The sequence below is a fragment of the Limosilactobacillus sp. C0001E2 genome (genome assembly GCF_056590915.1).
The window spans coordinates 1-12729 of sequence record NZ_JBWPXC010000006.1; the positions used below are offsets into that span (position 1 = coordinate 1).

Genomic DNA, 12729 nt, shown 5'->3' on the forward strand with positions numbered 1-12729 from the left:
CTCCGATTGAATATCGAAATCTTACCTTAGAAAAAGTTGTCTAAATTAAAGTGTCCAACTTACAGGGTTCACTTCATATCATACTATTTTTCATTTGATTACTAAATATCAATTAAGCAATTTAATAATTATTTATTTTTTGAAGAAGAAACGTTAAAACATCAGGAAATCCAAGTTGCGTCAGCTGATAACAGATTAAATATTTACCCAATGGGGAATTACTAAAAAATAGCGTCTAGAGTTCTTTTTTGAGCTCTAGACGCTATATCTTTATCAACAAACTTTAATGTAGTTTTCTTTTCCGAATTTCAGCTAAACTAGCTAATGTTAGCATTCCACCCATACCAAACAAAATTAACGAAGTATTCGCCTTTCGACCTGTCTGTGGTAACCGTTTTGTGTGATCACTTACCGAATAAGTTATTGATGGATTGTATCGATGATTTTCGATCACTGATACCTTTGCTGGTGTTGATGATTGTGTTTGAGATCGAAAGTCATCTTGGCGCACAACCGGATGTGTCGTTATATAAACTGTATTAATTTGATTATTCTCAGTTAACGAGTTCTTTGGTATTGAAGTCTCATCAGGCTTAGATTGAGAATTACCTTGATCCACAACTACTGGATGCTTAGATGGCCGTTCAACTACAGATGATTGATGAGCTGTTTCGGCAGGCTTTTGATCAATCGGTACATTCGGCATAGTTTGTAATTGAACATCAACCGGAATGTTAATAAACATCGCTGGTGCTAATTGAGCTGCTGCTAAACCATGTAAATGGTTACCCACACGAGTCGGTAAAATTGACCAGCTTAACGTATAATCCGCTGGATTCAAAGCAGACAAATTAACCAAATTTTGCAAATTTGAAGTGGTAGCCGCTACTTTTGATGTTGCTAACTGACCATAAACCAGTCCATCAGCACTCTTTAAAGTCCCATCTGTTTGCCTTAAATAAGTTTGTAATTGGTGCCCATCCTGATCAAAGGTCGTTGCACTGTCGATTTGATTAGTTACCCGGTCTTGAACAATCATTGTACTCTGCTTCTGTCCCCGAGAAACATCCGTCTGCAGATTATGCGTAATAAAGATGGTAGGAACGGTATAAATAAAGGCTCCATCCTTCGGCCAGCTAACTAATGACAAACCATCGTCATTATAAGTAACGCTCGCCCGTGCGGCGTTTTCAGGATAAATTCCTAATGGCGTATCTGCAGTTATCGCTGGTCCTTGTCCGTCCGTCCATTTGATGTCCATTTGATATCAACAGGACGGCCCAGGGCCTTAGAATTATCCTTATCAAGGTTTCCTAGTACGCTTGTTGGATCTATATACTCCGTCGTTTCCTTATCATCAGGGCGTGTTTGGTAATGATTGATGAAATAAGGTTCCTGCAATACTAAGACTTGCATTTTGGTAATATCAGTTGAACCATCAGGATATGTAATCGTTACGTTAGCAGTTTTCTTCCCCAAAAAGAGACCTGTTAAATCCCAATGAACCCGAAGAATGGCGTTTGGGTCTTGTTTACGTAATTCTTTGATAATCGTATACATATTATCAATTCCTTGACCACTCCGTGCAAAACCATTTCTGAACCGAAGGCTAACGTGACGGAAATCTGCATTCCCCTCCAAACTCTTTTGTAGGATTTGATCATCATCACTAAATATCCACATGGCAGTCCCTTGCGGATTATACATTTCAGCATCAGAACGTTGCGAAGCATTCCCCGAATTACCAGAAATATTGAGATCAGTATTATTATTAATCCCAGTGAAACCACCCCATAGTAAATTTTCGCTCTTAATTGGGGTCGTAAGCTTATCACTCGTAATAGATACAGAAGATAACCCAGCATTTTCTAGTGTTGTTAGTAAATTCTTGTTCCCTGTGTTTACACCACTATACGAACCCTTAGTAATTTGGTTTGCAGCAGCATTATCTTCTTGATAGGTTTTGATACCATCTGGAATGGTAAATGGTGAGTGAGAAGATACATCAAGTAAATCAATTAACGAGCCATTTAAGGCTGCTTCGCTATCCATTACAATATGAAAGGTATATTTTATTCGTTTCTTACCATCACTATTTGTGTAATTTTCGTGGTTAATTGTGACTTTAACCCCAACATCGTTAGGAACGGAGGTGGCAACATGATAAATATCATTAGTACCAGTTACCGTATTAGATAAATCAATTCTGGGAGCTTCTGCCTTTTTGATATTATTAGCGATCGTTGTTTCTGCATCTTGGTTATTTTCCGTATGTGGCTTAACAGTAATTCCACTATCTGTTGCAAAAACTGGGACATCAATCGTGACGGTAAAGTCCTTACCTAACGCACTGATGCTTGGGGTGATATAAAATGTAGAACCCCAGTTAGGAACAGCAGCTGGAACAGTATTTGTCTCCCAGTAACGTTTTGAAACTTGCGCAGAAGCGGTAATTGGGATATATGCCTGTTCACCATAATGGTAGCCATATGTAGGTTCCATTAACCTGCAAACCACTACTATAACTATTTATACCCGTACCATTAATTTGAATATCATTAGCTGGAGTGAACGTAAATTGTTTTCCATTCTGTGATTGATCATTAGTATAACGGTAAACTAAGTTGCCAGTATTTGCTGATGGGGTATGTGAGCCAGCATTGTTCCATTTAATGCTAAAATCAACACTTAAGTCCCGATCTTGATTTAATTCAGCAGCTTTAGAATTAAAGACAAGCCGATAAGCCGTCCCCATACTATAAATGGTTCCAATTTGGTTACCGTGGAACATAACTGGTACCGATGATGAAAGTGTTTTATCATACGGGATTAATCCGTCTGCAGTCGGTAATCCCCATTGAATATTCAAATATGAACCAGTTTTAATGGAACCGCGTTTAAAAACCATACCATTAACATTTAATAGTTCATAGCCTGAATCTTTAGATATATCGTTAGTTGTGATCCCTCGTCCACTAACTTTAGTAATTGTATAATCGTTACTACTAATTGGAGTAGTACCAACATTAGGAAACATATAGGTGTATTCTTGAGGCCGGTTGGTAGGATCGCTTTGACTAGTAGTAGCAGCAGTTTTGATAATAGAATAAGTTATCCCATTAATAGTTATCGTAAGTGGATTACCAACAAAATTCCCATTATCATCAATCGCATATATCAGTTTAGATGAACCAGAATTGTAGCTACCACCAGCATCCGCATTAGCAGTTAAATTAGCAGTCAGATAGAGCGGATTAGCCCAGACAGGCTTTTCAGTTACCGTCACCAAGTACGCTTGTTGACCGTTAACGGTTCCTAAAGATTCAATTTTCACATTGTCAGAATTCGACTTACCATAAAATTGGGATGTATCAACTTTAAGTCCGGTAGTAGTAAAACCTTGAGGAATATATACCAGATAGTGTCCTTGGCCTAGACTAGCCTGTTGATCACTAACGCCATATCCTTGAATTTTATAGCTAATCTTAGAGGTCGACGAATTAGTTAGCTTTTGATCATTACCATCGCTCCATTGAGTAGTTCCTGTAAAAGTTTGTGGTTGATCTGCATGAAAGCCATAATGGTAAACTACTGCATTATAGGTTGCATTGAAAACAGGATATTCAACACCACCAACCTTTACTTTTTCACCGGTTGATGATTGGTAATTATCTTTATCGTAAATTACCTTTAGTAAATCTGCGCCCCAAACCGTAAAATTTTTACCTTCATAGCCTGGTTGAGCTTGGATGGCTGCAGTTAATATTAGTGGCAAGCTCCAATTAGGCTTAATTGTGGTTTTAACTTCGTATACCTGTTCACCATTTGGACCAACCGAACCACGATCAATAATTGTTACATCATTCTTATATTTATAATTAGGATCAATCTCCAGCGAATTAGCTTTAAACCCTTGAGGAATAAATACTAGATAATCCCCAGAGCCATAGTAATAATCAACTTGTTGACCTGAAATATTATTTTGGATTGTATATGTAATCTTTGCTGACTTAGTATCATTAGATTTCGTTCCAAAATTATTACTATTGCCATTGTCAAAAGTAACTTGCCCAGTAAAGTTAACTTTTTCTTGATAACTTCCGATGGTATAGGAAACTGAAGTATTAGGTTGAGTACTGCCTCCATCGGTTACAGAATGAAGAACTTGATACTTCGTTCCATTGAGCTCTACGGTATCAATTTGACTACCAGTAACAAATGCACCATTAGCAACTGGGCGAAGTAAGGTATCAGTAGAAGCAGTATATTGACTTTGCGTAGCACTATTTTCTACTGTTAACTTCGCCACAGCGGTAATCCAAGTGGATGAAACATAAGCTGGTATCCATGGAAGAGTTACTATAAAAGCCTGCTCTTCATTAGGACCAATTTTCCCTAACGATTGAACATAGTTACCACTAAGCGCTTTACCACCCTGCATTAATGTTAAATTGTCAGTTGTGAAACCTTGAGGAATATAGATAATATATTGGCTAGTTCCCTTAAAAGAAACATTAACTTCTTTCCAATCTCCTCCCCAACTAGATAACCGATACGTAATGGTTGCAGTTTTCGTCATCCCGTCTTGATTACCAAATACATGACTTGTACTATCAGCATCAGTCATTGTAATTGTTCCAGTAAAGTGGGCCGGAGTAATATTCGAATTTAATTTAGTAGTTAATGATTGATCGTTAGAAGATGTAGCAGCAGTAGTAGAACCACTGTTTGTCTTCGAAGAGTCCATTGCATTATTATTTGATGAAAACTTAGAGTTATTTATTAAATCATCGGTTTTAGTTTGGTTATCGTCTATATTTGCAGTTTTCGGATCATTGTCAATTGTCTCAGTGGAATTCTTTTGGAAAATCATTTCACTAGGTTCAGCAGTTGTGGTGTCTGCCTTAATAGTATTCAGTCCCATAAATGTAAAACCAATGAGAACAGAAGCTACCCCAACCGTTAGTTTTCGAATAGTAAACCGCTGTTTACGCGATTGATTACGTAAACTTTGTTCTTTAGAATTATTCTTTGATAACATTACTAAAGCCCCTAACATAAAAAATAATCTTTATAATTATTATTAACATTCTTATTGTAGCCCTTTTTTAATTGGTTATTAAGTTATTCATTGAATTAGAATTATTTGTTTAATTGTCATTGTTTTTCACTTTTAACATTAAATAAAAAAGCGTTTGATACTGACAAGTGATTATCAATAACAAACGTTATAACTATATTTGTAAGCCATCTATCGGGTTCGAACCGACGACCTCATCCTTACCATGGATGTGCTCTACCTAGCTGAGCTAAGATGGCACTGTTAGTATAACTGATTTAGTCAACCGTCATCAAGATTGATCAGCGATCTGAAAAACGTCCTGAATGGCATTTCATCCAGGACGTTACTTTAATTATTTAAGGTAGGCTTCAGCTTCCGCGGCGGATAAATCGAATTGATTCATCAATGTATGAACCGCCTCATTATGATTTGGTTCATACTTTTTCAATATTGCTGCTGTCTTCTTCGCGGCTTCCGTTAACCCTTCTTTGCGACCTTCCACAACTCCTTGCTTATGGCCTTCTGCCATCCCTTGTTTATGACCCTCTGCCATGCCTTGTTTATGACCCTCCGCCATTCCTTGCTTATGACCTTCCACCATGCCTTGCTTATGGCCCTCTGTTATGCCTTCCTTACGACCTTCTGCGATTCCTTCTTCAAGTCCCCGTTCACGACCCGCGGCTCGCGCATCCGCTAGATTCATCTCGTATGTCATAAAGCACCTTCTCCTTTCTGGATCTGCTTTAATCTCTCGCATCGTTTCCATAATTTTAACCACAAATGGGTCTCTTAAATTAACCTTATTTTCCATTAATTGAAGAAAACTCTTTATTTTCATCTTATCATGAATTACTGCAGCTTTGGCATTAAAAATAATTTCATGAAGACCGTCTCCTGCCTTCAAATCATGGTCTAGAGAATCACGATTTTCAAATTGGTAACGGACCCGTCCCTTACCATAATAATCAAAATCACAGAAAATGATAACGTACGTAGGATAAGCCGCCAGTTTCTCAAAACCGTCCCCTGGATTCAAAATATCAAAATCAGACTGCCGCAAATAATACCGTAATCGATACGGCAAATTATGATGGTTTGCTACCTGCATTTCAATCATGAAAATCCGCCCTTGATCATCACGAGCATAAATATCAAATCGTGATCCTCGTGAGTCTAATGGCCCATCCACCGTATACTGATGTTGGTGAAATTCATTTTTTTGGACCTTCAGTTCAGGAACAGCGCGTTGAATTAGTTCCAAACATAACTCCTTTTTCTGCATCACCATTCCAAACATCACATCGCTCGCAATTCCAAGTGATTCCCATTTCTTCCGTAACTGTTCATACTGTGTTAACTGCGTCTCTCGCTTCATTAATTATCCTCCAAATAATTAGTGCAGACTCTGCTGCCCATTATTTAAAGACGTAAAAGGGAGACCAATTCATCTGGTCTCCCTTAAAATTAATTCATTAATGATTTTTTAGTGACATTTTGTTGACTCACCACTGGTAGTTGCAAACTTGGCTGGCCCGTAATCGGAGTCATCTTAATTTGACCAACCGTTTCGCCCTTCTTCAATGGCGCACGAAGCTTGTGTTTCCCAATGGTCCGTTTGCCCTTTGCCAAAGTTAATTGTCCACTAAATTGATTGATCTTGCTTCCCTTTGGCAACCACAATGCTGCTGTTTGTTTCAAACCAATCTTTACCGTCTTACGCTTACCATGCGCAACCCGCACTTGATTAGTGAGTTTTTTCAAATCACTAAGTTGTTTCAAAGTTACCGGTTGGTAAGCACCTTGAACGGCTTCCAACATCTTGTTAGTTTCTTTAAACTGCTTACTATAATCATGAATATCGGTTCCCAATACGACCGTGATTAGTCGGCGATTATTGAAAATTCCAGTCCCCACAAAACAGTTACCGGCTTTATCCGTTGACCCCGTCTTCAAGCCATCCATCGTGCCATTTTTCGGTGCATTTCCATTATTAGGCAACATTCCGTTGATATTCAGCATATTATAACTTTGCTTATCATCGACTTTAAACTCAACGTTCGTGGCCTTAGTGATATTCAATGCATCCGGATACTTAGTTACTAAATACCGGCTAATCAACGCCATATCCTTAGCTGAAAAGGCATTCTCCGCTTTCTTAGAGACACCTTTGATCCCATTAGAGCCAAGCTCACCATTTGATAACCCGATCATATTATAAATTTTAGCATCATGAACACCAGCCTTTTTGGCCACTGCCTGCATTTTTTTATTAAAGGCTGCGGTACTGCCGGCTGAAGCTAATGCCAAGGCTTCCGCACTACCATCCGCCGACACAATCATCATTGATTCGCACAATGAACGAACCGTATAACGATGCCCGGCTTTTAACTCCACATTAGAAAAGTGCCAGTCCGTTGACGTTTTAGCAACCTTACGATTGATCTTGATTTTTTGATTCCAACTCAGCTTTCCATCCGCAATGTCTTGCTCAATCACCGCTAAGGTTAAAATTTTGGTACATGAAGCCACCGCTAATTTCTGATTAGCATTTTGTTGAAACAGGATCTGACCAGTTTGCGCATCCATCGTAATAGCCGCTTTGGCTTCTAACTTAGTTTGATCAGCCTGGGCCGTTGAAGTAAAGGCCGCTGTGAAGCAGCTGAAAACCATCACGAATGTTGCAAGCAGTAGCCCTAACTGCATTAATCGTTTCTTCAAAATAATCCTCCTCTTACTTTTGCGGACCCATGTTCATGGGTGCTGGCATTGGCCGGGGTTGCTGGCTCGCCCGGAACCGTTCGAGTGACTCTTGGCGAATCTTCGCCGCATTCTTCTTTAACTTCGTATTATTTCCCGGGTTATATACGTTGAAATCACCAACTAAGTGGATTGCAGTTAATTCCAATTCGTCCGGTACCAAAAAGTCGTTCTTAAGCAGACTAACCAAATACTTAGCGGCATCATTGAGGTTTTCTAACGCCCCGAAGTTTTCCGTGTTTGCCTCCATTTCAGAAGTCTTATCAATATTCCACTGATAGTATTCATTAAATTGATCGACAATGTGTTGCATCTTATGCCGCAATTCACGGCGAAACTGCGGAACACCTCGCATATCTTCTGAAATGTACTTATTCTTAGCCACAAATTCAAGGTTAAAACCATTTTGCGTTAGCTGCTGTTTCGTTTGATCAGCAGGCTGCTTAACCTGTGGACTAATGTGAAATTGAATTAAACGTGCTTCCATCATTTTTTACCTCGTTATCAATATGTATAACAACTCGCCACCAATCCACCAGCCATAAGCTAACACAACTGCGCCGAGCACGTCTGATGGATAATGAGCATGGAGAGTCAGTCGGCAGCCGATTACCAAAAGCCAGCCCAATAATACTAAACTACGAATCAGTAAGTTTGGGAATAGCATTCCGATCATCAGCGTCATCATGGTAGTTCCTAACGTATGGCCACTAGGAAAACTATACGTAGGGGTAGACTTACCAAATGTTGCTGGTCGTTGTCGTTTGAGATGATGTTTTATCCAAATACCAAATGCATCGACAGAGGCCAGCATTACTAAAACATAAATTGCTCGAAGCGAGCGTCCCTGCACCACCAATAAACCCGCAAGCAAAAAATCCCACATGACCAAGGTCTTAGGGTCAAAAACGGTGGCAACCAGCTGCCACCACCAATTGTTTTGCTGTCGAATGATCCGATGCTGCAGCCGTTCTTCAACTAAACTAAACTGTGGCGAATAACGAATCCCCCAGCATAAACTGCCAAAGATTAATCCCGTCATCAGTAGTTGCAATAGCCAGCCAATCGTTAATTGCGGATGCATCATTCCACCACCTTTACCGTAACTTCATTAGTGTACCAAAGTTTCCGGAATTTGAGTATTGATTCTATACAAAGTCTGGTAATTTATGGTATTTTATTATTATTAAATTTAGATGAGAGGATGAGGCGTATGATTCCACGAATTGCAATTTCTGCTGACACATTAACTGAGGCCACCAATATCATTAACGAACGTGATGCATCGTTTGCACCCCGTCCTATTATTGAAGCTCTCATTAAATCACATGCTCTTCCAATCATCGTACCTAGTGTACCGCCGGAATTAGCAAAAAACTATGTCGATCAGTTTGACGGCATCATTTTCGCGGGCGGTGAGGATATCGACCCCACCTTCTATGGTGAAGAGCCCCATCCTGGTCTAGGAATGACCTACCGGAAACGTGACTTATCTGAACTCCAATTATTAAAGGAAGCCGTTAAGTCGGGTAAAGCTGTGATGGGGATTTGTCGAGGAATGCAACTGATTAATATCGGTTTAGGCGGTACCGTCTACCAAGACATGGCAGAAAACCCCTACGCTGAGCTGTTACATTCACAAAAGGCACCGGGTAACTTACCAACCCACCACGTTACAACAGTTGCCGGTAGTCGGATTCAGCAACTAGCTGGTGACCGTCCATACGTTAATTCCCGTCACCACCAAAGTCTGAATCAACTGGCTCCATCGTTAAAGGTCACGGCAACGGCAGACGACCAAGTGATTGAAGCCGTGGAATCCGTTGACAGCGATCAAATTCTAGCGGTTCAATGGCACCCCGAAAACATGTACAAGCACGACCAAGTGGCCCAAAACATCTTCCACGACCTCGTGGCACGGGCTACGAAGGTGGCTGAACGAAACTAAAAAATCAATTACAACAAAAAATCAAGCAACAATTTCACCTTTCCGATGATGAAATAAAAGCTTTATTTGAATAGTAAAAAGCGGCGGTCCAAACTGGGCTGCCGCTTTCTGATTATAGTGCATCCAACGCTGCTTTTAATTCTTTCGTCGTATAAATCTTACCATCTTCAAATCCATGGAACGGATGAAGGCTTTCTAGCGCTGCCTCTTGTTATCGCTTGGCCCGTTGTAATGCGTACGCCTCTAGTGAGCCATCTTGAACATAGTTCATTAACTGGCCACTTGGAGTCATCAGTGGATTCAAAATCCGATCTTCCAATTCATCTAAAATTTCCGTATATTCCGGTCCTAATTGAATTTGGTTAGCGTATTGCGCCAAACGCTTAATCATTGCCAGAGCCGTTGCCTGGTATTGTGTCTTTTCTTGTGGATCTTCTTCCGCCACTATCCGGTTTCGTTCATCAGCTTGTTTCAAAACATCGTCTACTTCCGCTTCCGGCATTGCTGGATGCATAATGAAATAACTAGCTAATAACCGAATAAACCTTAACGTCACCGTCTTCACCCCGACCGCAGTCGTCGGATCAAGATCTAACATCCGCAATTCGACATACTTAATTCCCTCTTTATGCAGCCGTTTTAACTCTGCGTTACCTTTAAAACGGACTGGACCGTGAAATTCATAATCCGAGGTCAAGATTCCTTCCTTAACCCATTCTTCGATCCGGGCCACATAGCGATCGAGATTAGTAAAATCACCCCGGAATTTAGTCCCAAATCCGTATGAACTTTGTCGCATACTTCGCATTGGGTGGGCCAGTTTCTGATTGGGTTCCAAATAATTAGCTTCCGCGACTGGACTCGCCCCAAATAAGTAAGTCAATAACCACCGATAGCGCACAAAACCTTGGGCCACCACCGTATACAGATAATTCATCGCGGAACGTTCATCTGGAAAACGATCTGGTAGCTGCTTGCGGACCAAGTCCACAATGTGTGGTTTAATACTCAAATTAATGTGAACACCACACGGCGTCCCTTGCGAATAGCCGTGTCGTTTGACCCACTCATGTAAATAGGCTTCCTTTTTGGGACCCATCTTCGCTAACACTAGCTTTGATTTATCCTTTGGTAACCGGGGTGGCATTGAAAGTGGCCACAATAGTTCTCCGGGCGCCAACGCATTGCGGAGCGTGGTGTTTAATGCGTAGAGATAGTGCATCGCTTCCAGGGCATAATCGGCTGCTGGAGTGACCGTTTCAGACATCACTTCTAAAAAGTCATTGGTCATCCATGGGTTGGTTTTTTCATCACCAATGCTAGCTGGATAAGGTTCTTGACTAAGATTTCCTTGACTATCAATCCGGTCCATTTCAATTTCAATGCCCATTGTAAAATCAGCAGTTTGCGCGACTGCTTCATTTTGAAAGATTAGTTGTCCAACTTTGCTAAACATAGCACCACCTACTTAATTAGATTTTTTTAATTTTTATCATTATACTCTAATTTTTGCAGTTGGCAAATGTTTCACTAACCCCAATACGCACAAATGGGACCCAGCGTTCGCCAAAGCCGAACTCTCGAGTCCCATTGCTTATTTATTCCGATGCTGCTAACTAAAAGTGTGAAGTAGGAATTGTGACAAAACCGTTAGCAGTCATTGTTATTAATAAAAAATTCAAACCCGACCACCCAACCACTGGTTTACAGTAATTGGATGCCTGCCGCTGCACATTTGTCGCGCATTTCTTCTGGCCAAATACTTGCTTGCACTTCGCCAACGTGTGCCTTGCCAAGCAATAACATGCAGAGCCGGGATTGACCGATTCCACCACCAATCGTGTATGGTAATTCACCGTTTAAAAGCATTTTATGGAATGGTAATTGTTCTCGATCTACGGCCCCTGCTTGCTCTAGCTGATACTTCATTGATTCAGGGCTGACCCGAATCCCCATACTAGAAATTTCCAGTTTGCGTTGCAACGGTTCATACCAGAAAATGATGTCACCGTTCAATGCCCAGTCATCATAATCTGGTGCTCGGCCATCATGTGGCTTCCCAGACCGCTTTAATTTATCGCCGATTTTCATCACGAAGACACACCCTAATTCTTTAGCGATCCGATCTTCGCGTTCCATTGGCGTTAAATCTGGCCAACGATCTTCTAACTCTTGGGTCGTCACAAAATGGATTTCATCTGGCAAGTGGTAAACCGCTTGGGGAAATTTATACCAGACTTCGTGCTCCATATGTTTGATTACTTTGAAAATTTTTCTTACCGTGGCCTTGAGCGTTTCTTCAGTCCGTTCTTCTTTAGCAATAACCTTTTCCCAGTCCCACTGGTCAACGTAAATAGAATGGAAGTTATCCAGATCTTCGTCCTTACGAATGGCGTTCATGTTGGTATAAAGGCCCTCATGCATGCCGAATCCGTACCGTTTTAACGCCAGTCGTTTCCACTTAGCTAAAGAATGAACAATTTCAATGATCTCATCTGGTAATGACTTCATTGTGAAAGAAACTGGCTTTTCCACCCCATTCAGGTTGTCGTTTAAACCCGTACTCTTTTCTACAAACATTGGTGCCGACATCCGTTGCAAGTTCAGTTCCTTACCAAATTCATCTTGGAATGTTTCCCGAATGTAGCGAATCGCTGCTTCAGTTTCGCGAATGGACAACCGTGGATCATAGTCCTTAGGAATAATTAACTCTGTCATTATTATGCACTCCTTCATATTGCTAAATCGGGGCGCAAATAAAAAGCCTTCCGTCCCTGCAATCATGGGACGAAAGGCTTCTTTCCGCGGTGCCACCCAAGTTATCTAGTTTGCACTAGACCACTTCATTCGAGTACTAACATACTCAACCAGCGGTAACGTGCTGGAGACGACTAAGCCTACTTTGGTGACCATTTGGGTTAGCAACTTGGAAAGGGTTTTTCAATATTACAGGGTCGGCTAA

Annotated in this window: 9 protein-coding genes, 1 tRNA gene, 1 pseudogene and 1 other annotated feature (1 of these 12 only partly in view); of the genes and pseudogenes, 1 reads left to right on the top strand and 10 read right to left on the bottom strand. The window is 40.7% G+C overall.

Going from position 1 to position 12729, the window contains the following annotated elements; genetic code table 11:
• Positions 1 to 283: 283 nt before the first annotated feature.
• The 8 genes from AC1EKL_RS07025 to AC1EKL_RS07060 form a co-directional block, all read right to left on the bottom strand.
• Positions 284 to 1261 (bottom strand): LPXTG cell wall anchor domain-containing protein, encoded by a 978-nt coding sequence (locus AC1EKL_RS07025; RefSeq protein WP_480189316.1) that lies wholly within the window; start codon positions 1259 to 1261, stop codon positions 284 to 286.
• Positions 1222 to 2502 (bottom strand): hypothetical protein, encoded by a 1281-nt coding sequence (locus AC1EKL_RS07030; protein WP_480189317.1) that lies wholly within the window; start codon positions 2500 to 2502, stop codon positions 1222 to 1224. The genes AC1EKL_RS07025 and AC1EKL_RS07030 overlap by 40 nt, the downstream gene beginning before the upstream one ends.
• The gene (locus tag AC1EKL_RS07035; protein WP_480190064.1) at positions 2471 to 5041 is read right to left on the bottom strand and encodes a YSIRK-type signal peptide-containing protein; all 2571 of its coding nucleotides are present in this window, start codon (positions 5039 to 5041) and stop codon (positions 2471 to 2473) included. The genes AC1EKL_RS07030 and AC1EKL_RS07035 overlap by 32 nt, the downstream gene beginning before the upstream one ends.
• Positions 5042 to 5245: 204 nt before the next feature.
• Positions 5246 to 5319, bottom strand: a tRNA-Thr gene (locus tag AC1EKL_RS07040).
• A gap of 95 nt (positions 5320 to 5414) precedes the next feature.
• Positions 5415 to 6437, bottom strand: a complete 1023-nt coding sequence (locus tag AC1EKL_RS07045; protein ID WP_480189319.1) for an Rpn family recombination-promoting nuclease/putative transposase — start codon at positions 6435 to 6437, stop codon at positions 5415 to 5417.
• An 89-nt stretch (positions 6438 to 6526) separates the two neighbouring features.
• Positions 6527 to 7780: a D-alanyl-D-alanine carboxypeptidase family protein gene (locus AC1EKL_RS07050; protein ID WP_480189320.1), complete on the bottom strand. Its 1254-nt coding sequence runs from the start codon at positions 7778 to 7780 to the stop codon at positions 6527 to 6529.
• Positions 7781 to 7793: 13 nt separating this feature from the next.
• On the bottom strand, positions 7794 to 8309 hold the full coding sequence (locus AC1EKL_RS07055; protein WP_480189321.1) for a hypothetical protein: 516 nt from the start codon (positions 8307 to 8309) through the stop codon (positions 7794 to 7796).
• A 3-nt stretch (positions 8310 to 8312) separates the two neighbouring features.
• Positions 8313 to 8906: a phosphatase PAP2 family protein gene (locus AC1EKL_RS07060; RefSeq protein WP_480189322.1), complete on the bottom strand. Its 594-nt coding sequence runs from the start codon at positions 8904 to 8906 to the stop codon at positions 8313 to 8315.
• A gap of 126 nt (positions 8907 to 9032) precedes the next feature.
• Between AC1EKL_RS07060 and AC1EKL_RS07065 the strand changes: the two genes are divergently transcribed.
• A complete protein-coding gene (locus AC1EKL_RS07065; RefSeq protein ID WP_480189323.1) occupies positions 9033 to 9767 on the top strand; it encodes a gamma-glutamyl-gamma-aminobutyrate hydrolase family protein in 735 nt (244 codons plus the stop codon).
• Between the two features lie 112 nt (positions 9768 to 9879).
• Here the strand turns inward: AC1EKL_RS07065 and AC1EKL_RS07070 are convergent.
• Together AC1EKL_RS07070 and asnA are read right to left on the bottom strand one after the other, a co-directional pair.
• Positions 9880 to 11223 (bottom strand): annotated as a pseudogene (locus tag AC1EKL_RS07070) (glutamate--cysteine ligase).
• A 248-nt stretch (positions 11224 to 11471) separates the two neighbouring features.
• Positions 11472 to 12485 (bottom strand): aspartate--ammonia ligase, encoded by a 1014-nt coding sequence (asnA, locus tag AC1EKL_RS07075; protein WP_480189324.1) that lies wholly within the window; start codon positions 12483 to 12485, stop codon positions 11472 to 11474.
• Positions 12486 to 12547: 62 nt separating this feature from the next.
• Positions 12548 to 12729 (bottom strand) — a binding site (T-box leader); it runs 65 nt beyond the window's last position.

What these genes read in the sequence shown, in the direction of transcription:
- AC1EKL_RS07045 (WP_480189319.1), bottom strand. Translation starts at nt 6,437, where the DNA reads ATGAAGCGAGAGACGCAGTTAACACAGTATGAACAGTTACGGAAGAAA.
- AC1EKL_RS07025 (WP_480189316.1), bottom strand. Translation starts at nt 1,261, where the DNA reads ATGGACATCAAATGGACGGACGGACAAGGACCAGCGATAACTGCAGAT.
- AC1EKL_RS07035 (WP_480190064.1), bottom strand. Translation starts at nt 5,041, where the DNA reads ATGTTATCAAAGAATAATTCTAAAGAACAAAGTTTACGTAATCAATCG.
- AC1EKL_RS07030 (WP_480189317.1), bottom strand. Translation starts at nt 2,502, where the DNA reads ATGGAACCTACATATGGCTACCATTATGGTGAACAGGCATATATCCCA.
- AC1EKL_RS07060 (WP_480189322.1), bottom strand. Translation starts at nt 8,906, where the DNA reads ATGATGCATCCGCAATTAACGATTGGCTGGCTATTGCAACTACTGATG.
- AC1EKL_RS07065 (WP_480189323.1), top strand. Translation starts at nt 9,033, where the DNA reads ATGATTCCACGAATTGCAATTTCTGCTGACACATTAACTGAGGCCACC.
- AC1EKL_RS07055 (WP_480189321.1), bottom strand. Translation starts at nt 8,309, where the DNA reads ATGATGGAAGCACGTTTAATTCAATTTCACATTAGTCCACAGGTTAAG.
- asnA (WP_480189324.1), bottom strand. Translation starts at nt 12,485, where the DNA reads ATGACAGAGTTAATTATTCCTAAGGACTATGATCCACGGTTGTCCATT.